Annotated in this window: 23 protein-coding genes and 2 pseudogenes; 12 read left to right on the forward strand and 13 right to left on the reverse strand. The window is 62.3% G+C overall.

What is annotated here, in order from left to right; all coding sequences use genetic code 11:
- The first annotated feature begins 16 nt into the window (after window positions 1-16).
- The 4 genes and pseudogenes from AC3YOG_RS18915 (at window position 17) to AC3YOG_RS18930 (ending at window position 4,596) form a co-directional block, all read left to right on the forward strand.
- Window positions 17-1,075, forward strand: a complete 1,059-nt coding sequence (locus tag AC3YOG_RS18915; RefSeq protein WP_489936203.1) for an alpha/beta fold hydrolase — start codon at window positions 17-19, stop codon at window positions 1,073-1,075.
- A gap of 155 nt (window positions 1,076-1,230) precedes the next feature.
- On the forward strand, window positions 1,231-2,424 hold the full coding sequence (locus AC3YOG_RS18920) for an alkene reductase (protein WP_489936204.1): 1,194 nt from the start codon (window positions 1,231-1,233) through the stop codon (window positions 2,422-2,424).
- Complete coding sequence (locus tag AC3YOG_RS18925) at window positions 2,421-3,845, forward strand: sensor histidine kinase (protein WP_489936205.1); 1,425 nt, start codon at window positions 2,421-2,423, stop codon at window positions 3,843-3,845. Before AC3YOG_RS18920 ends, AC3YOG_RS18925 begins: the two co-directional genes overlap by 4 nt.
- 335 nt (window positions 3,846-4,180) lie before the next feature.
- A pseudogene (locus AC3YOG_RS18930) lies at window positions 4,181-4,596 on the forward strand (RrF2 family transcriptional regulator).
- 467 nt (window positions 4,597-5,063) lie between these two features.
- Here the strand turns inward: AC3YOG_RS18930 and AC3YOG_RS18935 are convergent.
- Genes AC3YOG_RS18935 through AC3YOG_RS18945 form a run of 3 tightly spaced genes read right to left on the reverse strand, consistent with a single transcriptional unit; the run spans window position 5,064 to window position 7,090 of the window.
- On the reverse strand, window positions 5,064-5,942 hold the full coding sequence (locus AC3YOG_RS18935) for a sulfurtransferase (RefSeq protein WP_489936206.1): 879 nt from the start codon (window positions 5,940-5,942) through the stop codon (window positions 5,064-5,066).
- A gap of 20 nt (window positions 5,943-5,962) precedes the next feature.
- A complete protein-coding gene (locus tag AC3YOG_RS18940; protein ID WP_489936207.1) occupies window positions 5,963-6,679 on the reverse strand; it encodes a cytochrome c biogenesis CcdA family protein in 717 nt (238 codons plus the stop codon).
- A 3-nt stretch (window positions 6,680-6,682) separates the two neighbouring features.
- On the reverse strand, window positions 6,683-7,090 hold the full coding sequence (locus tag AC3YOG_RS18945; protein ID WP_489936208.1) for a TlpA family protein disulfide reductase: 408 nt from the start codon (window positions 7,088-7,090) through the stop codon (window positions 6,683-6,685).
- Between the two features lie 524 nt (window positions 7,091-7,614).
- Between AC3YOG_RS18945 and AC3YOG_RS18950 the strand changes: the two genes are divergently transcribed.
- From AC3YOG_RS18950 to AC3YOG_RS18965, 4 genes are read left to right on the forward strand one after another with little or no spacing between them, the layout of a single operon-like run.
- A complete protein-coding gene (locus tag AC3YOG_RS18950; protein WP_489936209.1) occupies window positions 7,615-8,379 on the forward strand; it encodes an ABC transporter permease in 765 nt (254 codons plus the stop codon).
- Window positions 8,372-9,142: an ABC transporter ATP-binding protein gene (locus AC3YOG_RS18955; protein WP_489936210.1), complete on the forward strand. Its 771-nt coding sequence runs from the start codon at window positions 8,372-8,374 to the stop codon at window positions 9,140-9,142. Before AC3YOG_RS18950 ends, AC3YOG_RS18955 begins: the two co-directional genes overlap by 8 nt.
- Entirely contained in the window at window positions 9,126-10,085 is a 960-nt protein-coding gene (locus tag AC3YOG_RS18960) for an ABC transporter substrate-binding protein (protein WP_489936211.1), read from the forward strand. Before AC3YOG_RS18955 ends, AC3YOG_RS18960 begins: the two co-directional genes overlap by 17 nt.
- Before the next feature lie 46 nt (window positions 10,086-10,131).
- Window positions 10,132-11,130, forward strand: a complete 999-nt coding sequence (locus AC3YOG_RS18965; RefSeq protein ID WP_489936212.1) for an MsnO8 family LLM class oxidoreductase — start codon at window positions 10,132-10,134, stop codon at window positions 11,128-11,130.
- Between the two features lie 156 nt (window positions 11,131-11,286).
- On the opposite strand, the gene AC3YOG_RS18970 is transcribed toward AC3YOG_RS18965, so the two are convergent.
- The 7 genes and pseudogenes from AC3YOG_RS18970 to AC3YOG_RS19000 all read right to left on the reverse strand — a co-directional run bounded on the left by AC3YOG_RS18970 (window position 11,287) and on the right by AC3YOG_RS19000 (window position 17,340).
- Complete coding sequence (locus AC3YOG_RS18970) at window positions 11,287-11,514, reverse strand: hypothetical protein (RefSeq protein WP_489936213.1); 228 nt, start codon at window positions 11,512-11,514, stop codon at window positions 11,287-11,289.
- A pseudogene (locus AC3YOG_RS18975) lies at window positions 11,501-12,397 on the reverse strand (IS91 family transposase); the annotation flags it as partial. The gene AC3YOG_RS18970 and the pseudogene AC3YOG_RS18975, both read right to left, overlap by 14 nt.
- Before the next feature lie 243 nt (window positions 12,398-12,640).
- The gene (locus AC3YOG_RS18980; RefSeq protein WP_489936214.1) at window positions 12,641-13,192 is read right to left on the reverse strand and encodes a DUF3299 domain-containing protein; all 552 of its coding nucleotides are present in this window, start codon (window positions 13,190-13,192) and stop codon (window positions 12,641-12,643) included.
- Between the two features lie 9 nt (window positions 13,193-13,201).
- A complete protein-coding gene (locus AC3YOG_RS18985) occupies window positions 13,202-14,461 on the reverse strand; it encodes an ABC transporter permease (RefSeq protein ID WP_489936215.1) in 1,260 nt (419 codons plus the stop codon).
- Window positions 14,458-15,165, reverse strand: coding sequence for an ATP-binding cassette domain-containing protein (locus tag AC3YOG_RS18990; protein WP_489936216.1), 708 nt, complete (start codon window positions 15,163-15,165; stop codon window positions 14,458-14,460). Before AC3YOG_RS18990 ends, AC3YOG_RS18985 begins: the two co-directional genes overlap by 4 nt.
- 6 nt (window positions 15,166-15,171) lie before the next feature.
- A complete protein-coding gene (locus AC3YOG_RS18995; protein WP_489936217.1) occupies window positions 15,172-15,696 on the reverse strand; it encodes a ZrgA family zinc uptake protein in 525 nt (174 codons plus the stop codon).
- Window positions 15,697-15,753: 57 nt separating this feature from the next.
- Window positions 15,754-17,340, reverse strand: a complete 1,587-nt coding sequence (locus AC3YOG_RS19000; protein WP_489936218.1) for an amidohydrolase — start codon at window positions 17,338-17,340, stop codon at window positions 15,754-15,756.
- Between the two features lie 738 nt (window positions 17,341-18,078).
- Here AC3YOG_RS19000 and AC3YOG_RS19005 point away from each other — a divergent pair.
- Entirely contained in the window at window positions 18,079-18,258 is a 180-nt protein-coding gene (locus AC3YOG_RS19005) for a hypothetical protein (RefSeq protein WP_489936219.1), read from the forward strand.
- 57 nt (window positions 18,259-18,315) lie between these two features.
- Here the strand turns inward: AC3YOG_RS19005 and AC3YOG_RS19010 are convergent, their stop codons facing one another.
- Window positions 18,316-18,486: a hypothetical protein gene (locus AC3YOG_RS19010; RefSeq protein ID WP_489936220.1), complete on the reverse strand. Its 171-nt coding sequence runs from the start codon at window positions 18,484-18,486 to the stop codon at window positions 18,316-18,318.
- Window positions 18,477-18,917 carry a thermonuclease family protein gene (locus AC3YOG_RS19015; protein WP_489936221.1) on the reverse strand — a complete coding sequence of 147 codons (441 nt, stop codon included), beginning with the start codon at window positions 18,915-18,917 and terminating at the stop codon, window positions 18,477-18,479. Before AC3YOG_RS19015 ends, AC3YOG_RS19010 begins: the two co-directional genes overlap by 10 nt.
- 312 nt (window positions 18,918-19,229) lie before the next feature.
- Here AC3YOG_RS19015 and AC3YOG_RS19020 point away from each other — a divergent pair, with 312 nt between their 5' ends.
- The gene (locus AC3YOG_RS19020; protein ID WP_489936222.1) at window positions 19,230-19,658 is read left to right on the forward strand and encodes an antitoxin Xre-like helix-turn-helix domain-containing protein; all 429 of its coding nucleotides are present in this window, start codon (window positions 19,230-19,232) and stop codon (window positions 19,656-19,658) included.
- Window positions 19,659-20,366 carry an RES family NAD+ phosphorylase gene (locus AC3YOG_RS19025; protein WP_489936223.1) on the forward strand — a complete coding sequence of 236 codons (708 nt, stop codon included), beginning with the start codon at window positions 19,659-19,661 and terminating at the stop codon, window positions 20,364-20,366.
- A 353-nt stretch (window positions 20,367-20,719) separates the two neighbouring features.
- Here AC3YOG_RS19025 and AC3YOG_RS19030 read toward each other — a convergent pair whose 3' ends face one another.
- Window positions 20,720-21,628, reverse strand: a complete 909-nt coding sequence (locus AC3YOG_RS19030; RefSeq protein WP_172122111.1) for a LysR family transcriptional regulator — start codon at window positions 21,626-21,628, stop codon at window positions 20,720-20,722.
- A 92-nt stretch (window positions 21,629-21,720) separates the two neighbouring features.
- Here AC3YOG_RS19030 and AC3YOG_RS19035 point away from each other — a divergent pair, with 92 nt between their 5' ends.
- The gene (locus tag AC3YOG_RS19035; RefSeq protein ID WP_172122113.1) at window positions 21,721-22,476 is read left to right on the forward strand and encodes an SDR family NAD(P)-dependent oxidoreductase; all 756 of its coding nucleotides are present in this window, start codon (window positions 21,721-21,723) and stop codon (window positions 22,474-22,476) included.
- Window positions 22,477-22,512: the final 36 nt, after the last annotated feature.

Consider the following 22,512-nt stretch of genomic DNA (forward strand, 5'->3'; position numbering starts at 1 on the left):
AAAGGATAAGCAAAAAATGATTCAATTTCCCGACCTCAATGCGATCAAGCGGCTAGGTCTGGCCGGTGCCGTCGGTCTAATAATGGCTTCGGCTCTCGTCGTTCCGGCACATTCCCAGCCCTATTCCGCCGATCAGCCGCCGTTGCAGTTCGTACCGCAGGGCCAGTTCGACACATCCGACGAAGCATTGGTAAAGCGCTTGCCAGGATTCCGCAGCGCCTACGCCACCGCCAACGGTGTCCGGTTGCATTATGTGACCGGGGGCGAGGGACCGCCGCTGGTTCTAGTTCCCGGCCACCCGGAGACCTGGTGGGCCTACCACAAGATGATGCCTCTGCTCGCGCGCGACTTCACGGTCATCGCGGTCGACATCCGTGGCATGGGCAGCTCACAGGTGATGCCGGGCGGCTACGACAAGAAAACGATGCAGGAGGATATCTACCAGCTCGTGCGGCAACTGGGTCATGACCAGGTCAACATCGTCGGTCACGACATCGGCGCCATGGTTGCCTTCTCTTTTGCGGCGAACCATCCCGAGGCGACAAGGAAAGTGGTCCTCCTGGATGTGCCGCACCCTGACGACAGTTGGCTCACCTTTACGATGCTCCCGGCGGAAGGGTCTTTTGGACCCAAGGTCGATGCGTCGCATCCGCCCTATCCCTGGTGGTTCGCCTTCCATAATGTCGGGCCACTGGCGGAGCGGCTGCTCGCTGGCAACGGCATGCGCGACTACATCGCGAATCTATACAGCTACCTGTCTTACGACAACGCCAGCATCACGCCGCTTGATCTGGCGGTGTTCGGCGACCGCTACTCCAGCACCGATCGCATCAGGGCTGGGCATGCGTGGTATCGCGCATGGCCCCAAGACATCCGCGAACGGCGTGCCTATGAGCCGGTGACGATGCCGGTTCTCGGGCTCGGGGCGACCCATACCGGCATGAGCTGGCTGCCGATCATGAGCAAGCAGGCCACAGACTTCCGCCTGGTCGAAGTGAAGAACAGCGGCCACTTCATTCCCATAGAGCAGCCTGAGTTCGCCGTCGATCAGATTCGCAGCTTCGTGCGGGAATGACCGAGGCGTGCGCTGAAGTCTCGCCTTTAAGCGCGGTCAGCGCCGCTTGCACCTTCTGCCTTTCATTCACCAGCCCAGACGGCCTGCCGGGATGCCGCGCTGCCTGGGTTGTCTGCGACGGCACACCCGATTTCAAATCATTAGAGATCCCTCAAATGACTGATCTATTCTCACCCTTCAACCTTGCCGACCTTTCCCTGCCCAACCGCATCGTCATGGCTCCGATGACGCGATCCCGGAGTCCAGAGGACATCGCGGATGTCCATACCGCCCTTTATTACACGCAACGTGCGACGGCGGGCCTCATCGTCAGCGAAGGCACGCCCGTGTCGAACGAAGGCCAGGGCTATCTCTACAATCCCGGAATCTTTACGCCGGAACAGGTTGCCGGCTGGCGGCTGGTGACCGACTCGGTGCGCGCCGTCGGCGGACGCATGTTCGCGCAATTGTGGCATGTAGGGCGCGTGTCACACCCGTCGATCCAGCACGGCGGGCGTGATCCCATCGGGCCGTCTGACCTTCGCGCGGATGCCATGGCATTCGGGTTCGGCGAGGACGGGGTGCCAGGCTTCGTTCGTACTGGCGCGCCCCGCGCCTTGCTCACCGAGGAGGTCGGTCGCGTTGTCTCTGACTTCGCTCAGGCAGCACGCCGTGCGATCGACGCGGGTTTCGATGGCGTCGAACTTCATGGCGCCAACGGGTATCTGCTCGACCAGTTCCTGAATCCCGACATCAACACGCGAACGGATCGATACGGCGGCTCGATCGAGAACCGCGTGCGCTTCGTCCTCGAGACGGTGGATGCGGTCGCCGCTGCGATCGGAGCGCTACGTGTCGGCATCCGCCTGTCACCCTGGGGTATCGTCAACGGCGGCAGCCAGTTCGCAGACACCGAGGAGCTCTTCCTCGCGTTGGGCGAGTGGCTGGGTGAGCGCAGACTCGCCTATGTCCATGTCATGGACCAGACCGGCCTGTGGAACCTACCGGACCGCATGGAGCCGACGAGCGATCTCATCCAGCGGATGCTCGGATTGTGGCGGCCGTATATGGGGAAGACGGCGCTTATCCTCGCTGGCGGCATGACGCGCGAGCGGGCGGACCGATTGATTGGCGAGGGTGTAATCGACCTGGCCGGGTTTGGCCAAGCTTTCATCGCCAATCCGGACCTGCCAGCACGTCTTCGGCATGGCTGGCCGCTGGAGGTAGCCAGTCACGATACCTATTATCAGGGAGGCTTGCGTGGATATCTCGACTACCCGGCCTATCGAGACGCTCAGCGCTGTTCCGAGGGCTGGTCGACGGCCGGTTCTTCTGGTGCTGGCGCGACCTCAAGCAGTTCGCGGACATGAGCGGTTCGGCGCTCGGGACGAACCGTGTCTCAGCGCGCCGTGCGAGCGACATCTTGATGATCTGGCGATTGGGTTCCCTGCGCGCAAGGCTGACCATTTACCTGGTCCTGGTGCAAGCCATCGCGTCGGTCGCATTCACCTTTGCTGCATCGATCCCGATGACGAACTTGATGAGTTCAGAGCAAGGGCTGGATGACAGTGTCATCCAGTCCTTTGCTGAGTCTGTCCAGCGCCGGGGGCCCGGTCAACTGGATCTGGTCCCCAGCGAGGATCTTATCCGATTGACGGCTGAATACCCTGGAATGTGGTTTTACGCTGCCGATGCAAACGGCACCTCGGTCCAGATGGGCGACATCCCTGAATGGATGGCGCCATTGATTGCCGGTCTCACCCGGTTGCATTCGGCCGACATCGGCGACATGGATGTTCCGGGGCAGCCCGCCACGATCGTGCGGCGCCAGGACAGCCCCGCAGGTTTGCTTTGGGTGGCAACCGCCGGGGGACCGGATACACCGCTCCGGGCAGTGTTTGCAGCCGCCGGCGGCCCGATGTACTTGCAACTGCTGGCACTGCTAACTGCAGTGTCCTTTCTGGTCATTCCCCTCATCGTGAGGCTGCAGTTCCGGGGTGTAAACAAGGCGGCAGCAGAAGCTGAACAGATCGACATTGCCCGGCGCGGCATGCGTCTCTCCTTCCAACATGTGCCCGATGAATTGCATTCGCTGGTGCGTGCTGTGAATGCTGCCTTGCAGCGCCTTGATGACGGCATTGAGCGCCGGCAACGGTTTCTGGCCGATGCGGCACATGAACTGCGAACGCCAGTGGCGATCTTGCAGACGCGTATCGAATTACTGCCGCACGATGAGCAGCGCAGCCGACTGATGCTGGATGTGGCGCGCCTGGCCAATCTGGCCAATCAATTGCTTGATCTGGAGCGTTTCGACGCTGACCTTACAATCTTGCAGCCGGTGGATCTCGTTGACCTGGCGGCGCAAGTCACGGCCGACATGGCCCCTCTCGCCATTGCAGCAGGCGATGAGATCTCCTTTGATGCCGAGGTCGAGAGCGTCACTGTCGCCGCGGACGCGGCCTCGCTCTCGCGGGCCCTGATCAATCTGATCCAGAATGCCGTTATCCATGGCGGTCGGAAAACGAACATCCGGGTGGCGGTATGCCGCAAAGGTTCGCTGACGGTCGCTGACACAGGACCGGGCATAGCGGTTGAAAACAGGGAGGCAATTTTCGAGCCGTTCTGCCGCGTCGTTCCGCTGGACCAAGGAGCGGGACTTGGCCTGAACCTCGTCAAGGATATTGTGCTAAGGCACAAAGGGAAAATCACCGTAGGTGACGCTCCCGGAGGCGGTGCGCTGTTCGAGATATCGCTTCCCGTTATCCCCACTCAGGTTGCACAGAGCGCCTGATCAACGCGGATCTGGTGCCCCGCAACATTTCCCAAGCGGAAGATCTGTTCACCCTAGGACAGTCGAGCAGTTCTGCCGGTCCTTGAACGGCCACGCACAGGTGAAGGGCACCATCAGGCCGGGTTGAACCCCTTGGGGTTTGGTTATCGATCAGCCTTGGCTGAACGATACAGGCCCCTCGCCGAAGCACTCGAGCCTGACCCAGGAGGGCGGTGGGGCTTAGAGCGCTGCTGGGTTGCGGCGCATGTGGTGGGCGATCCATTCGGTAATCGCGGGCTGCGTCGGGGACCAACCAAGGTCGTGGACCAGGCGGTTGCCGCGAACCCGGCTGTCCTATGCGTCAAGACAGCCGCCTCTCCAGGATGCTGCATGTCCTTCTTCATATGAATGGGCGGCAAGAGCCTTTGTCATCCGACGTGATAGCCGGATTGCTCGGCATCAATCCGGGCGTAGTGCGCCGCACCATGGGAGATCTGCGGAAGGCTGGTCTGGTAACCGCTGCCAAGGGCCATGGTGGCGGGTGGGCATTGCGCTTCCGCTTGACCAGATAAGCCTTCTGGATGTGTATCAGGCGCTGGGCGAGCCTACCTTGTTCGCCCTTGGCCCAACGATCGACAGTCCTTCGTGCCGCCTGGAACGATCAGCAAACAAGTCATTGCAGCAGGGGCTAGAAAGTGCTTCGGAGGCGTTCACTTCCTACCTAGCCAAAGTCACCCTCGCTAACCTTGTCGTTGACTTGGCCGTTGGATAGGGAGTTTCCGGAGGAGCAGCCGATGCTTGTGGTCATCTGACCTGTGGCGGGCTCTCTTGAGTTCAGCGGCTCCGCATGGACATGGCACGTGAGATGCTACGGTTCGGCAGTAGACCAGATCGGTTGCAGAGGACGCTACACGGATCCGAGCCCTACCGAAAGGTGTTCCCGAAGATCGAAGGCGCTTCGCGTCTGCCGAGAGCCTCACGTTGCAAACCACCGAAATGGCGACGAGCTAAGCCGCAGGTATACGGCAGCTTCTGGGAATTGTGAATTTCAGTCTGAAGGACCAGAATGGGGCGCGAAGCAGGAATTCGCGAGGCAGGCGGGCCAGTTCGCCCCATTGCTCTGAACCGAAGTAGCAAAAGTCGGTAATCACCCAATTTGGAGAATACGCGCGGCAATAGCATGGACCTTCGCCTCAGCCCGCGTGGGACAAGAGCGGCCGCAAAGCCGCTCTCATGATCTTAGTTTGAGGCGACTGCCTTGGGGGTTGCGGGGTCGCTGCCCCACTCGCCCCAGCTGCCGTCATAGAGCTTGATGTTGGTGTAGCCGAGGTCGCGCAGGGCGGCGAGCTGGTTGGAGGCCACATTGCCTGAACCGCAGGTGGTGATGATCTCGTCATCCTTGGAAATGCCGAGCGCGTTGAGCGCTGCGACCAGCGCCTCAGGTTCGAACAGCTCGGCCCCCTGGTGGGAGACGTGGATCGGGATGTTGACCGAACCCGGGATGGAGCCGGCCTTGAAGTCGTCCGCACCGCGGCTGTCGATAATGACGACACCGGGAGTGTTGAGCTTGGACAGCACATAGGCCTTGTCGACGATTTCGGCCTTGGCGCGATCAAGCACGAAGGTGGTGGGGGTGACGAGTGCCGCAACCTGGGTCAGCGGACCGGACCAGCTGGCAATGCCGCCCTCGACGATGTGGATGTTCTCGAAGCCAGACTGGTCGAAGGCGATGTAGCTGCGACCCGGCAGGTCGTCGCCGACGAGCACCAGCGTGTCGTCATAGGTGAGGCCGGCAGCCGAGAAGATCGATTCCAGCACCGGCCGCTCCGGCACCTGGTTGCGTAGGCCATTGGCCTCGATGCTGATCGAGGTGAGCGGAATGTTGATGGCGCCTTCGATGTGGCCCGCCGCATAGGCTTCGGGTGCACGGATGTCGATGATCTTGACCCCGGGCTGGCCGGCCAGGCCCGCCGCATACCCGGCATCGATATAGATGCCCTGGCCGACTTCGCCGCCGGCGAACACGGCCGGGAGGGTAACGGCGTTGGCGCTGGTGAGCGCAACGGTCGAGAGCAGCAGGGCCGCAAGCCCGACGCGCAGGGTGTGATTGATACGCATGGCAGTCTCCTTGGGTGGGATCAGAGGGTGGTTTGGGGTTCCCAGCCGACAAGGGCCCCTTCCCATTGCGGGAAGGTGACCAGCAGCCAGGTCTGGATGGTGCGGTCGAAGCCGGTGAGGATCAGCATCGCCGCAAGGATCAGCAGCACGCCGAAGAGCACGCGGATCAGGGTGGTATGGCGCTGGATGAAGCCGACGCGCTTGACCAGCGCCCGGCCGCCGAAGATCACCGCCGACATCGGTATGGCGGTGCCCAGTGCGCAGGCGAGCGTCACCAGCACCGCGCTGCCGGTGACGGTTTGATTGAGCGCCAGGGTGATCACCGAGGCCATGATGGGGCCGACGCATGGCGTCCATGCAAGACCCAGCCCCGCGCCGAGCACGAACCCGCCCCAGAAGCCGCCATGGTCGGGAAAGCGCGTCGACAGCGCCGCCACCGAACCGGTGCGCATTTCGAACCAGTGGCTGAGTTGCGGGACGGCAAGGAACACGCCGCAGACCAGCAGGATGATGCCGCTCAACAGCCGCATCGCGTCCGGATGAAGACCGAGCGAGGACACCAGCGTTGCGAGCAGCAGGGTGATGGCGGCAAAGCTCAGCACGAAGCCGAGCAGCACCCCGAAGGGGCGCCAGCGCCCTTCCTGCACCGCTGATGCCAGAATGACCGGCAGCAGCGGCAGGACGCAGGGCGACAGCACGGTCACAAGACCGGCGACAAAGGCGAGGAGAATGGTCATCGATCAGGAAGGAAAGATCGGCCGGCTGTTCAGTGCCTCGATGCCGCCGCCGTTCCATATCTGCAGCTTTTCGCCCTCGGAACCAACCTGGACATAGGTGTTCTGGTAGGTGACCCCGAACAGCGTCTTGAGTTCGGTCTCCTTGTCGTAGTCGGCCAAGACCAGCATGATGCCGGGCTGCACTTCTGGCCAGCGCGCCTGAAACTGCACCATGGTTGCCTGGCACGTGGGGCACCACTCCGCATGGAAGTACACGATGGTAGGCCGCTGCGCGGCGAAGGCCTTTACCTGCTCTAGAGACTCGAATGCCACCGCATCGGCAGCTAGCTCCTCCGCCTGGCCGAAAGCCCTGGTGGTAACGAGGCCGGCTGTACCGGCAAGGGATGCAAGGAGGAAAGCGCGTCGGAGCATGGGGACCTAGTCTCTACTAGGTTGCTAGACTAGCTGGTCGGCCGCCCCGTTTTCGAGCCACAACGTCCTCACTTGCGCTTCCAAAGGGGAAGATCATTCGACAAGCACCGCAAAGGCCAGAAGCCTGATCCGGATGGTGCTGAGCGGACGCCGACAGCGCATGTGGGAGCAAATTGCTGTGGCTAGTGCAATACTCCTCCTGTGTGAGGCCGATGCAGTCACCAAACCATCGACCAGCCTCGGCTCCCTTAATCGGCGCAGTGTGGCTTCAACGTCACTGGTGCGGCCTCAGTTATCCACCTTCACCCAACTCGCTACCACGCATTTCCGGAGCATAAATCGGCACGGCAGCTTTCAAGAACTCACGCCCTAATCCTAAATGGCTGGAATGGGCGCACTCCTGCCCATCAGCTACGACCCTATTCCAGACCAATCTTCAAAGAGGATTGTGCGGCACTTTAGCGCGCAAGCAATGATTGTGGATAAAAATAGTCAGGTATATGACGCTCTCCTAAAGAGCGGCCATGTCAAAGTTTTATCCCCTATCAGGCTTCATCGTCATACTTCTCGCATGGTCGGCGGTGTCGGTGACCGGGACCGTGAATGCCTTCCTTTTGCCGCCGCCCTGGCGCGTCTGGTCTGCCTTCGTTTCGTTGATCAACAGCGGCAAGCTCTTCGACCATATCCTGATCTCGATGAGCCGCGTGGGGATCGGGTACCTCTTCGCCGTGCTGCTTGCCTTCTCGCTCACGCTGATCATGGTGACCTTGCGACCCCTCGCGGTCGTGCTGGATGGCCCACTGGAATTCTTGCGGCAAATACCGCCGCTCGCCTTGGTGCCCCTGACCATGCTCTGGCTGGGCATCGGCGAGACCCAGAAGGTGGGCATCATCATGCTCGCCTGCTTTTTTCCGATCTTTCTGGGCGTTCGCGGCGGCTTTTCCCAGGTTGATCCCAAGCTGATCGAAGTGGGGCGCGCCGCCCGTTTCAGCCAACTGGAGTTGCTTTGGCGCATCGTGCTGCCAGCGGCGCTGCCCTCGGCCGTGATCGGCCTGCGGGTGGGCCTGGGTTACGGCTGGCGGGCGCTGGTTGGCGCCGAACTGATCGCCTCCTCGGCAGGGCTGGGCTACATGATCCTCGATGCGCAGGATCTGGCGCGTACGGACATCGTCCTTGTGGGCGTGCTGACCATCGGCGTCATCGGTATCCTGGTCGACACCGGCCTCAAACTGCTGCTCCGATCCATCGCTCCCTGGATGCGCAACGAAGTGGAACTGGGCAATGCTTAGCTTCCATCAGGTGCGGCACGGTTATGATCTGCCCACTGGCGGCCGCCGGGAAGTGCTGCGCAAGCTCGACCTGAAGCTGGAGAGCGGCGAATTCCACGTCATTTTGGGGCGATCGGGTTGCGGCAAGTCCACCCTGCTTCGGCTCCTGGCTGGTCTGGAAACTCCCGAGCATGGTGCGCTCGATGGTGACCGCTCGGCTATTGGTGTGGTGTTTCAGGAACCAAGGCTGATGCCTTGGCTAACGGTAGCGCAAAACGCCGGCTTTCTGTTGGCGCATCGTCTCGACAGGTCCGAAACGCGCCAGCGGGTGGACAGCGCTTTGGCCATGGTCGGCCTGGCTGACGCTGCCGACCTGCGGCCCGACAAGCTTTCCGGGGGCATGGCGCAGCGCGTTGCCATTGCCAGGGCACTGGTCAGCCGCCCCAAGCTGCTGCTGATGGACGAGCCATTTGGGGCGTTGGACGCCTTTACCCGCAAGCAGATGCAGGACGAGCTGATCCGGATCTGGCAAACGACCGGCTCGACCATCGTCTTCGTGACCCACGACATCGAGGAAGCCATTCGGCTGGGCCGCACCATTCTGGTGCTGGAAGAGGGTCAGGTCGCACTCGATCTCAAGCTCGCTGCTGCGTATCCGCGCCCGGTCAGCGGCGCGGAGATCGAGAGCGCGCGCCAGCAGCTTTTTTCCCGGTTTTTCCCTGCAACGCGCATTCCCGCCGCGGCAGGCCCTAGAAGTGGAGAACTCCATGAACCAACTGACTAAATTGGCACTCGCCGCCGCAGTCGCGCTCGCGGCATTTGCGCCCGTGGCCGGGCAGTCCGAAGAGGTCGCGGTGTCCTATGTGACCGCGCCCTTCAACGTACCCTCCATCGTGATGCGTAAGCAGGGCATGCTCGATGCCGCTTTCGCGGAACTAAGCGTGACCCTTACCCATCCCGAGATCACTTCAGGCGCCGCCCAGACCCAGGCCATTGCCGCGGGCGAGTTGCAGATTGCTTCAGTGCTCGGCGGCACCTCGGCCATTCTCGCGCGCGCCAATGGTGCTGACGTGGCCGTCATCGGCGCCTATGCCCGCTCCCCCAAGGCCTATTTCATCATGGCCGCTGCAGGCGGACCAACCGACATTGCTTCCTTGGCGGGCAAGAAGGTCGCGGGGCCCAAGGGTACTGTGCTCAACCAGCTTCTGGCCGCGGCCCTGGCCGCCGAGGGGATGACCCTCGATGATGTGGAATATATCAACATGGACCTGCCGACGGCCCGCGCCGCTCTCCTCGCCGGCCAGGTCGACGCCGTAACCTTGGCCGGCGCCAACGCCACGCAGGTGGAAGCAGCTGGCGGTCATGTCATCGTTGATGGCGAGGGGCTGATCGCGCCCACGACCGTGATCGGCACCAGCAAGGCCTTTGCCCAGGCGCATCCAGACTACGTGGCCGCTTACTTCAAGGCGCATCTGGAAGCGCTGGCTTTCCTGCGCGATGAGCCAGAAGCGGCAATCGCCATGGCGGCCGAGGATCAGGGCATCAGCGTCGAGGAAGCGACCAAGCAGCTTGGCTGGTACGATTTCGACCCGCACATGACCGATGAGGATGTCGCCAATTTGGAAGCCGACCAAGAGTTCATGATCGAGGCTGGCATGCTGGAAGCCGGCAGCCGCATCGACATCCGCGAAGACCTGATCGAGCCCTCGGCCTTTGCCATCCAGTAAACACCCTGAGGGGCGCTCTCTGGCGCCCCTCCAATCTTGGTGCCCCATGAAACTTTCGCTCCTCGACCAGGTCCAGATTGCCCCCGGCAGCACTGGGGGCGAGGCCATCCGCCAGTCCATCAGGCTGTCCCAGACATTGGAGCAGCTGGGCTTTGAGCGCCATTGGCTCGTGGAGCACCATGCAGTGCCTTACGAGGCCTGCGTTGATCCCATCGTGATGGCGCTCGCCCTGGCGCAGGCGACCAGCCGCATCCGTGTCGGTGTGGGCGGCGTTCTGCTGAACAATTACAGCCCCTACAAGATTGCCGAAAGCGCCAAGACCCTTGCTGCGCTGGCACCGGGGCGTATCGATCTGGGGCTTGGGCAATCGGTGTCCGGGCCGCTGCCCGATCTGGCCTTGCAGCCGGACCGCACCCAAAAGCCGGCGCATGATCAAGCCGCGAAAGTCGAGGAAGTGCTCGGCCACTTGTTTGCTGATCTTCCTGCCGATCACCCCTTTGCGCCGCTCAAGGTCATGCCCGACGAGGCGCCGCCGCTACCGTGGATCATGGCCGTTGGTCAGACCTCGGCCGAGCGCGCCGGCACGCTGGGCCTGCCGCTGGCCTTGTCGGCCTTCCACCGACCCGAAGAGGCGCAAGCCGCAGCAGCGGCATACCGCAAGGCGTTTCGCCCATCGCCGCGCCCCGGTCTGCCCCCGGCGCCCAAGCTCTTTCTCGCACTGCGCGTCACCTCGGCCCCAACTCTTGCGGAAGCCGAGAAACTGGCCATGCCAATGCGCTGGGCGTTCCAGCAGCGCCGGCGCTTCAACATCATGCCCCAAAGGCTGCCGAGCGTTGATGAAGTAGTCGAACTGGCGGGCGGAGTGTGGCCCGCCGAAACGGGCGACTGGCCAATGTACACCATCTGCGCCTTGGCAGATTTGCGAGGGCGCCTCCTGCGCATGGCCGAGGCCTGCGGCGCCGACGAGATCATGCTGCAGGACGTCCTGCCAGACCCCGAAAGACGGCTGTCCCATTACCACGATGTGGCGCAGGTCTTTTCGTGAGCTCAGATGCTACCACGGTATGCAGCAGCACAGGACGACGGCCGCTTTTAGGGAGTAGGGCAGGTTTGCTGAACGGCCGACATGGTGAAGGGTTTGGGATGCCGTTTGGCGTCACAAAGCCACCCATGCAGGAACCCGCGGTCCGCATATGCTGCGCTATGGGGTTTTCCGTTTTGGCGTGACCGAGTTCTGATCGCTAATCACAGCGTATAACGTGGCGGGGCCGGCAGGTGGACGTCGTTCGAGCTGCACTTGTGCGTCAGCGGCGGTGGTTTCGATCAGATTGGCGTGCATGATGATGGTCGCTGAGGCGCCGAGCGCGAACCATCCCGTCGGCCCACGATGTGGCGCAGCCGTTTGAACAAGCGGATCATGCCGGGTCATGGACGGTCTCCCGGGTTGTTGGTCGTCCGGTCGGCGGCGCCCGTGGCTGGCTCCAGGTCGCGAAGGTCTCGATGATCACCATAATGCCGCCGCAACAGGGACACGGCGCACGCTGATCCCAGGCGTTTTCCTCGGCCGCCGGCTCGTCCGGCGCTGGTGCCACCCCCAGCATATCGCGGGCCCGGGCGAGGCAATGCTTGCGGGCGGAGCCGGCGAGCAGGCCATAGTGCCGGATGCGGTGGAAGCCCCGCGGCAGGACGTGCAGCAGGAAGCGGCGGATGAACTCGTCGGCGGCCAGGGTCATGACCTGCTGCCGGTCGGTGCCGTTGCGGCGATAATCCTTGTAGCACAAGGTCACTTCGGCTCCGTCGAACCCGAGGAGACGGCTATTCGAGATTGCCACGCGATGGGTGTAGCGGGAGAGATAAGCAAGGACGGCTTCAGGCCCGGCGAAGGGCGGCTTGGCGTAGACCACCCAACGTTTTCTTCGGACTGGTGCGAGGTGACGGACGAAGGTCCGGCGATTGCTCAGGCCGGCCAGCCTGCCGAGGAACGCGAGCCGTCCGGCATCGTAGAGCTCAAGCAGCCGAGTCAGGAACAAGCGCCGGAACAGCGCACCCAGCACCCGCACTGGCAGCAGGAAGGCCGGTCGCGAGGAGATCCACCGACCATCCGGGGCAATGCCGCCGCCGGGAACGATCATGTGGATGTGTGGATGGTGGGTCATGGCCGAACCCCACGTGTGGAGCACGGCGGTGATGCCGATGCGAGCGCCCAGGTGCTTCGGGTCTGCGGCGATCGTCAGCATGGTCTCGGACGCCGCCCTGAACAGCAGATCGTAGACCTCCGCCTTGTTGTGGAAGGCGATGTCGGCGATCTCAGCTGACCGCGCATCAGCATGTCCTGCTGCATGCGTTGGCGAAGCGGCGTGGCGGGAGCGTCGGTCGATAAGATCGCCATGGAAAGTTCCTCTCGTTGAAAGAAACTCCAGGCTCAGATCGCAACCGCCCTCCGCTCAAAGGCCCAAAATATCACCCGCTACCACCCGCGTGCACCCCTCCCGCGAAGCGGGTTCGTGCATGGGGCGCAATGCTGCTCGACCGAAACCGTAAGCTGCCGTTCCGGTTCAGTTCGCTCCCCAGACGTATTTGTCCATGTTGCTCGACCGCTCGTCAGAAACGTACTCCATGCTTTCGACCGCAACCTGGTAGCCGGCAACGGTCACATCCACATTTGCTTTCTGGGCGGTCAGGACGCCGACAATCATCACGGGATCGAGCGAGAGCCTTGTCGCCAGTTCGATCCCTTCGGGGAAGTGCCCGAGCACAAGCTGGTTGGCTGGGGGCGGCGGCACGTGCACACAGGCGCCGGTGAAGGGTGCGAGGAGAAATGTGTCGACGCGCATGCTGCGTGAGCCAGGAGCAAAGCCCATCGGGGTCACATAGCCAACCATGCGGACCCGGAGCCCGCTCAGGTCTTCACGGATCGGTACGTCGCCGTCATTGACCAGCAGGGCGTTTCGGCCTTCGTCATGCTCCTGAAGCGGCACGGGGCGAGCGACATCGCCACCGCCTGGCAGGAGTTCAACCCAGCCCAGATCGACGATATCCTGGGCCGCAGCTGCAGGCAGGGCCGCCATCATGGCTGCTCCGGAAAGAAGGAAAGTCCTGCGCTGCATGATTGCCTCTCAACTCTGGACCGCTATGCCATCGGCAAGCGATTTCCTGTATGCAAAATAAGCTGGAACGAGCCCAGCCACGGCGGAGGTCGCTGCCACCGCCAACACGATCAGCCCATCGACTGAACCCGGTGCGGCAATATCGAGGGCAAGTCCGAATGTGCCCTCGATCCAGGGCGCCGCGAGGGCCATGCTCGCATAGGCCGCGACGACACCCAGAAGCGCGCCGGTCGTGCCGATCAACGTCGCCTCGCTGACAAGCAGTCCCACGACGTGCCATGGGCCAGCACCAACAGCGCGCAGAATGGCGATCTCTCGTCGCCGATCGTTGAGCAGCGCCAACAACGTGGCGATCATGCCAGCAAGCGCTGCGACGACCATCAACGCCGCGACGAGGCGCAACGCGGCCTCCACGATCTCGACGACCGACCAGAGTTCGAGAAGCGACAATCCCGGGATAACGGCGCTGATCGGCTCCTCGCGGTACTGGTTGAGGTCGCGCTGCGCGGTGAAGGTGGCAATCGGCGAGGTCAATCTGACGAGGGCCGCGGTGACCGATTGCGGGGTCAGGTCCATGGCCCGCACGGCATCAGCTCCGGTGCGCTCGCCGACAGGAACGCCGCCGGACTGCCAATCGACATGGATGGCTTCTATGGCCGACAGGCTCACATGCAAAGCCTTGTCGACGGGGGTGCCGGTTCGTTCGAGAATGCCCGAGACGCGGAAAGGCAGGTCGCCATGCTCTGCTAGACCGATGCTGCCCAGCCCGTGATTGAGCACCAGGACGTCGCCGATCTCGTAGCCGAGATCTTCGGAGACCGTGACCCCCAGCACGACATCAAACAGATCGTCGAACGGGGCGCCAGCACCGAAGCGGAGCGACTGGTCATCGCGATAGCGGAAATGTTCGAAGTAGCTTTGATCCGTACCGACGACACGGTAGCCGCGGTGGGAATCGCCAAGCGACAAAGGAATGATCCAGTCCACATCCGGCCGTTCGGCGATCGTCGAGTAGGTTTCCCAGGTGAGATTGTTGGCCGCGTCGCCGATGCGGAAGACGGCGTAGAGCATCAGCTGCACATTGCCACTGCGCGCCCCGACGATGAGGTCGACGCCGGAAACTGTGCCGGCAAAACTGGCGCGCGCCCCGTCCCGCACCTTTTCGACGCTGACCACGAGGCCAACCGACAGGGCAATGCACAGCGTCGTCAGCGTGACGAGGGCGAGCCGGTTCAGGAGACTTTTAAGGGCGAGGCGAAGAATGATCATGCCAGCGCCCTGCTGGCTCGAGCAAAATCGGCCAGCGCCACCACGCGATCAAACCCTGGCAGGCTTGGATCGTGGCTGACCATCAGCAGCGATGACCCAGTGCCTTCGAGCTGAGCCTGAAGCATCTGGAGGAACGCGGCCTGTCGATCGCGGTCGAGCGCAGAAGTCGGCTCATCCGCAACGATGAGATCGGGCGCGCCGATCAGCGCCCGCAGCGCGGCAACGCGCTGCTGCTGGCCAAGGCTAAGCTGGCTCGCGCGCAACCCTGCGACCTCGGCCGATGGCAATCCAATGGCATCGAGCATCTGCAGCGCCTGCGTCCGAGCCCCTTCAACGCCTCCGGCCCGCTTGAGGCGCGCTGGGGCGAAGGACAGCGGCAGCAGGATATTTTCCAGCGCCGTCAGATAGGAAACGAGATTGAGGCTTTGAAAGATGAGGCCAATATGCTCGGCCCGGAAGCGATCCCGCCGCCATTGCGAAAGGCGGGTAAGATCGGTTCCGAGGACGCATACGCTCCCTTTTTCCGGGCGTGTGATTCCGGCAATGAGGCCGATGAGCGTCGACTTGCCGGTGCCGCTCGGCGCGACCAGCAGCAGTCTCTCGCCAGGGGCCATGGTGAATGTATCGACGGCAAGGGCGAAGCCCGTGCGTCCCTGCCAGGCAAATTGCATGCCGCTGAGCGATATGGCTGGGGACTGCGCCATGGCCGCCTAACGCAGGGTCATGGCGGGTTGCTGGCGGGTGAGGGTGCCGGATAGTGCAACACCGTCCACCAGGCCATCCACGTTGAACGCCTCAGCCCTGTTGAACTGATCGAAGAGGCCGGTACGGAGTTCAACATTTCCAGCAGCGAGCCCGGGGCAATCGAGAGCGTAGCTGGCTGTGAACTCAGCATGGTCATGGTCGTCGTGCGCGCCGAACTCAGCGGCGGCAGCTTTCACTGTGCAAGCGGTGTCAGGCGTGAACGCAAAGAGGCCGGTTGGCTGTGACAGCGTCGCGATGGCGTTTTCGACAGACGATTGCTCCTCTGGCGTCGTCGCCTGTCGCTCGAAGCCAACAATGTCCGACCCGGGAATGGTCAACTCGATCGAGACCGTGCTGCCGTCGACCACCATCATGAGGTGCCCCGTGCCGTGCACGTGCGCCTCGGCGTGGCGTGGTTGCGCTGATAGAGCCGATGCAGAGACAAGCACCAAGGCGAGAGGCAGGAGCAGGCGGCAGTTCAAGTCAACCATCAGTCTACCCAATAGAGATCGAAGTGGCGCCGGAGAGTTTCCTCCCCGGCGGCAGTGTCAATTGGTGGCCGGTGCAGGCACTTCGAGCTGCGGATAGTCAATGCCGAGCTGGTCGAGATAGGTCTCGTGCTGGCTCGGATCATAGTAGAACTCGGCCTGACGGGGCCGATTGCGTGCGTCCGTCTCGGCATTGAGGTGGGTCGAGGGGACGTCGGTTTCGCTTTCGAAGGGGTAGTACTTGAGGTCCTTGGTCTGCACGTCGGTGAAATAGGTTTCGGCCGCCTCGACCAGTTCCGGATCGGTCAGGATATCGAGGGCGGTGAGGGCGGTTACCTTGGCGCCGGCCAAAGCGCCCTTGTGCGCGATGGGGGTCGCTACGGCGAGCGCAGCCTGCCAGTTGTGGGTAATGGTGCCGGCGATGTTGGCGGGGTAGCTCAGACGCACCGTCGGCTTGGTCCACATCACCGCGCCAATGTCGTCCGAGGGGCCGGAGCCGACCTTTTCGACGGGGCCGGCGAGGTCGCCGATCTCGGTGCGAAGGCCAATGGTTGCGGCGCCGATCGCTTCCTGGACGGCCTTGGCATAGGCCTGGTCGTCCTCGCTCCACTCCGGCATGCCGACGGACTTGATGTTTTCGTACATGGCCTTGGCGAGTGCTTCATTGCCATGTGAGGGCCAGGCGGAGCCCAGAATGCGGCGCTCATAGGAAGTGCCGGTCATCAGTGTCGCGCCCTCGGCGATGCCGTCGGCGATCTCGAGCATTTCCACGGCAGCATCCGGGGAGGTGTTGCGGAAATAGTACCAGACGCTGGCATTGTCCGGCACGATATTGGGCTGCAGGCCGCCATTGCTGATCACATAATGCGAACGCTGATCAGGATGGAGATGCTCGCGGCGGAAGTTCCAGCCCGCATTCATCAGTTCCACGGCGTCGAGCGCAGACCGACCCGACCAGGGGCTGACCGCGCCGTGGGCGGAAACGCCTGTAAAGCTGAATTCGGCCGAAATCATCGACATTGAATTGGACTGGCCCCAGGAGGTGCTGAGCCCATTGCCGACGTGGTTGGAAATGACGACGTCGATATCGTCGAGAATGCCGGCCTTGACGAACCACTGCTTGGCCGCCAGGGCTTCCTCGGCGATCCCGGGCCAGATCTGCAGCGTTCCGGTAATGCCCTCGCTCTCCATGAACTCCTTCGTCGCCAGAGCGCCGACAACGCTGACGGCGATGCCCGTATTGTGACCTTCGCCATGTCCGTCGCCATCTTGCACCAGGGGCTGACGGGCCAAAACGCCGGGCTTCTGGGATTGGCCGGGCAGGCCATCGACGTCGGAATTGAAGGAGATCGCCGGCCCCTCGCCGTTGCTCCAGGTCGCCACCCACGCCGTCGGCATGCCGCCGATGCCCGTCTCTATCTCAAAGCCTTCCGCCTCGAGCATCTCGGTCAAGTAGCGCATGGTTTCGGTTTCGTGGAACCCCACTTCGGCGAAGCTGAAGACCGAGTCGACGATCTCCTGCGTGAGCTTTGCCTTGCCATCGACCAACTCACCGAGCTGCGCCTTAAGGGCGTCGACATCCTGGGCGTTTGCAAGTGGTGCGGTCGTTATCAGCAATAGGGCTGCAAGCGAACCTAAGCGCGTCATTCTTCCTCTCCGTTTCCTGAAAGCCTGACAGCGCCGGATCCTGTTAGGATCGAGATGGCGTGAAGGCTTTATTTCAGCCTAAGCCATGGTCCTCACTTGTCAACGATCAATGTCCAAATTAGAGGCATAGTCGTGAAGTGATCAAAATTCGCGCAAAGGTTGGCCGCATGAGTGCTGGCACAGCGACAGCCAGTTACACGGTAACCGATCTCCCAGCTCACTCCTTCACCGGACCACCGAGATGGACCAGAACATGGAATTGCCGACCTTTAACGGGATTGATTTTCAGCCGTGAAAGCGCGCCGCGTCTCCAGTGGTACTGGTGCTCGCCATGAGGTCCTAGCCGACCAATCTGCTTGGAAACCACCCCCTCGTACATCCTGGGCAGCGCGCTTTTAAGCGTCTCGCTGGCCCCGAAAGCAAGGTACAGATGGAGAGCATCAAGCGAGGCAGCAATATACGCCCGTATGCCAGAAGTTGGGACGTTCCAGGCTTCGTAAGAACGGTGCGTCTACTCTTCAAGCGCAGCTTGTCCGGAGAACCGCTCCACGAGACGTTCCTAAGGGTAGCTGGAACGGCAGCTTTCAGGACTCTGTTCCGACAGGGTGAACGTCCGAAAAGGGGCGCAATGCCGATGGGCAGCTTTCGGCAGCATCAAAGCGGAGGCAGAGACACCCTTGCTCTGCTTATCCCCGGCACTCGCAACAGCGTTACTCTTCCTCCAAACAGGAGGTGAACATGTCACAAGAAGTCAAACGTGCTCAAGCCCAGTACCTCAACGGCCTGGCCGTGGCGCTGCTTGGGAGCAGCGTGTCAGCAGTCACGGCGGGTGCTCCGCTCTGGGCCCTCGTACCCGCTGCCGCACTCAGCCTGCTGCTCCACTGGCGGGCAGTCGAGACCATCCGTCAGGGGAAGTAAGGTTTGGAGGAGAGTAAGTCGTGAGACGATTTCCCAGCAAATCTCAAACATCCGGGCTCACTTCCGCTTGGCCAGTTCATCTACCTTGCGATCCAACTCATTGAGGAAGTGGCGTGACCATGTCTGGTCCTCAACCTCGACCACGATGGCGGGCCCAATGGCCTCTTCCACCTGGTCCAGCAGATCCGGTTTACGCCTCGGTATGCTCGATACGCGCATCAGTTGCACCACCACTCTTTGCCGTTCGGCCAGGACCGCGCCAGCTGCTCCTCGATCAGGATATCACCCACATCACGACCGTCTATCCTGATGGTGGCCAGCCGGCGCTTGCTGCGGGTGCTGTCCAGCCCAAAGCGTTCGATGGTCCAGTCGTTGCTGTTGAGCAGCTTTAGCATGCGGGCGCTTGCTTTGTGAGCGAGAGCAACTTCTCTGGCGCCGCCGCAGATGCTGCTTTGCGGCTCTGGCGTGTCGAAGTCCTTGAGCCGGATGTTCTCGCCTTGGAGCCATAACGTGTCGCCATCCACCAGGCATGTCTTGGTAGGGGTGTTTCGCTGATTGCCGCACATGCTGAGCTGCGGCTGTGCCTGCTGCTGAGCACTGGCCGGCAAAGAGCTGAGCAGAAGGGCCGTAACGGCGGTCAACAGTGTAGTGCGCTTCATTATAGTTGTACTCCAGGGACCCGACACCGGCTGAATGCCTCCATCACCCTTGCAGCAAGCCCACGACCGAAGGCCTAATCTCCAGGCCGGTCCGAACGAGGCGACAAGGTCGATAGTGTCACCTCTGCCTTAACTGCCGGTGCTGCTGCAGTCTCGGCTTAGGCTCGCCGGTGAGCCGCAGCAGAGCAACTTCGGTTGCATGTTGCCTCAGAGGAACGGGGTTGCCTTGGTTGATGGCAAGCCCAGAGCTTGATCTGTGGACAAACGGCCATCACATGGTTAGTTATTGATCATCAGATGATGGAGGTCGGAGTGTTGCAGATCGATGTTCCAATGCCGACGATGCCCAACCGGCAGGACTTCTCGGCCGACAGTGACCGCGCACGGTTGTCGAAGGTTGCCCTGAAAGCCTACAAGCGTCTCGTCCAAGAGTGGGGTCTCAAGGGTGAACAGGCGGCGGCGCTGCTTGGTGTGTCCACGAGCACCTGGGAGCGCATGAAGCAGGAGGGCAAGGACAAGTCCCTCAGCCAAGATCAGCTCACGCGCATTTCCGCCCTGGTCGGTATCTACAAGGGGCTGCATCTCTTGTTCGCGGATGATATGGCCGATCGCTGGCCCTGGTTGGTCAATAAGGCGCCGCTGTTTTCCGGGTTGAGCCCGATAGAATCCATGCTCAAGGGCGGGATTCCGCAAATGCTCGAGGTGCGCCGCTATGTGGACGCCGTCCGCGGGGGACTGTGATTGACGATTGGCGGTGTGCCGGTCGTCACCGAAGCCTTTCCCAGGGCGGTTCGGCTGGTAACAACGGCGCGGCTGCGTGCTGCCGTGTTGGCTCCTCTCGTCGACAACGAGGATGATCTCGCCGTGCTGTCCGAGATCGAGGGCGCGACGAGCAGTCGCTTAATGGCGCAGGATCGGGGCATCGCCGGACTTGCCGCCAACGAGCTCGTTTATGACGTGCCGCATGCGCACTTTATCAACGCGTCCTTTGCTTATGCCAAGCCGCAGCAGCCGAACCGCTTCAACGGCGCCGAGCGGGGTGCCTGGTATGCCGCTCTGGATGTCGCCACCTGCATCAGCGAAGTCGGATATCACCTGACCAACATGCTGGCAGACGCGGGGGAATACCACGCTACTGTCGAATACGCCGAGTTGTTTTGTAGCCTTGCCGGCGAGTTCCTCGACCTTAGGCAGGTACCCGACCATCCTGCGCTCGGTCCGGACACGGTTCAAGCCTACCCGGTCGGCAACGCGCTCGCGGAGCGCGCCCGGGCCACTGGCCTCAACGGCATCATCTACCCATCCATACGCCACCCGGGTGGTACCTGCATTGTCGCCCTGCGCCCGGCCGCCGTTCAGTCCGTTCACCAGGGCGCGGTCTACCGCATGATTTGGAAGGGCGATCCAGGACTAATGATCGAAGGGCCGCTGGGATCGCTTCGACACTGATCAGTTGGATGGTTGGACGGAGGCAGGGCAGGGGCGCGTTGCCGTCCGGCCGCAACCGACCCCCGTTTCTGCCGTTCGTAGTGGCGTGCGGCTATCCGGAAAGCTGCCATTGCCAGTTCTTCTCCGCTACCTTGGCCTGGAGAAAGGCGAGGCAAGCGATCAGCGGGCCTCCGCTTTCGTCCAGCAGCAGACCCGCCAATGCCGGCCCTATTGAGATTGGCGCGCAGCGGCTGGTACCAAGCCACCACGCGGGAATATCGGGCGGGCTCCGTCGCCTTCTTGATGAAGGCCCCGCCAGAACTGCGCTTCCTTGTCTCGTTCTGGCTGCGCGCGAGCGCATTAGCCTGCTGCAGCTACGACCAAACCGGTCGTGACAGCTGAGCGGCGAGAAACTCCAGCAAAGCGCTGACCTTAGCCGGTCGAGCGCGGGCCGAAGGGGTGACGAAATACAGCGCCCCCCGGGGCAATGTCCACCCGGGTACCAGGGCCACGAGGCGCCCTTCCGCCAGGTATGGATCGGCGATGAAGGCGGGCAGTTCCGCGATGCCTTGACCGTCAAGCACCATGGGGAGGAGCGCATCGACGTTTGTGACCCGCAGCTTGCCGGCCGGCGTGACCGACTCCTCCTCGCCTGCCTGGCTGCGGAAACGCCACACGTCCTGTCGAGGGCGATACGCATAGCCGAGGCAGTCCGCCGGCTCCAGGTCGGCCGGTCGCTCTGGCAGCCGACGCGTTTCGAGATAGGCGGGGGCGGCAACTACCGCCCCGCCGATATCGGCCAGATGCCGCGCGACCAATGAGGAATCGGGCAGGACGGCGATCCGCAATGCCGCGTCGAACCCTTCGCCCACGATATCCACCACCGCGTCGCTCAAATGGAGATCGATCGAGACGTCGGGATACTGACGAAAGAATGCAGGCAGCAGCGGTGTCACCCAGCGCAAACCGAACGACATGGGGATCGCCAGCCGGACCAGACCGCGAGGCTGGCTCGACTGTTCGAGTACAAGGTTCTCGGCTGCCTCCGCGTCGGCGTAGATCGCGCTAGCCCGGGCCGCGAGGCTCGCTCCCATATCGGTCAGGGCTAGCTGGCGCGAGGTTCGGTTGAACAATCGGGTTCCCAGCCGGTCTTCCAGGCGGCCGACGGAACGGGAAACCGTGGCCACCGATAGTCCCATGAGTCGCGCTGCGCGGGCGAAGGAACGCTCCTCTGCGACCTTAGCGAAGATCGCCAAGCCTTCGAGATCGGGCAGCTTGGACATCACCATTCCTGAAACGATGCTTTGCATTCGTTTCTATTTCGAATGCACGCGCACGTCCATATCTCATTGCCATCCAACCAAGGAGAACTGAAATGACTGGAAGACTTGAAGGGAAGGTCGCCCTGGTTACGGGCGGCACAAGGGGCATTGGGCTAGCGACAGCGAAGCGCTTCGCGGCGGAAGGCGCCTACGTGTTCGTCACCGGACGCCAGCAGCAGGCGCTGGACGATACCGTGGCGGCGATCGGTACGAATGCCCGTGGCATCAACGCGGATTCCACAAAACTCGACGATCTCGATCGCCTCTTCCGGGTGATCTCGGACGAGAAGGGCCGGCTCGACGTGCTGTTCGCCAATGCTGGGGGCGGCGGAATGCAGCCGCTCGGCGCTATTACGGAGGCCGAATTTGACGCGACGTTCGAACGGAACGTGAAGGGCGTTCTGTTCACGGTACAGAAGGCCCTTCCGCTATTGAGCGAGCGTGCTTCGGTGATCCTGACCGGTTCGAGCACCGGTAGCAAGGGGACTGCCGCTTTCAGTGTGTACAGCGCATCCAAGGCCGCCGTTCGCAACCTCTCCCGCAGTTGGATCCTGGATCTCAAGGATCGCGGCATTCGCATCAACACGATCAGCCCAGGCGCTACCCGCACCCCCGGGCTCGTCGACCTTGCCGGTCCCGATGCCGTGCAGCAGCAGGGCCTTCTCGATTACCTCGCCACGACCATTCCGATGGGTCGGGTCGGCGAAGCCGACGAAATCGCGGCTGCCGCCCTGTTCCTGGCGTCAGACGATTCCAGCTACGTAACCGGCGCTGAGCTCTTCGCCGACGGTGGCAGCGCCCAGATCTAGCATGGGTGTGACAATCTACCTGCCCTTAATGCCAAC

It is taken from the genome of Devosia sp. Z6_126, from assembly GCF_058133495.1.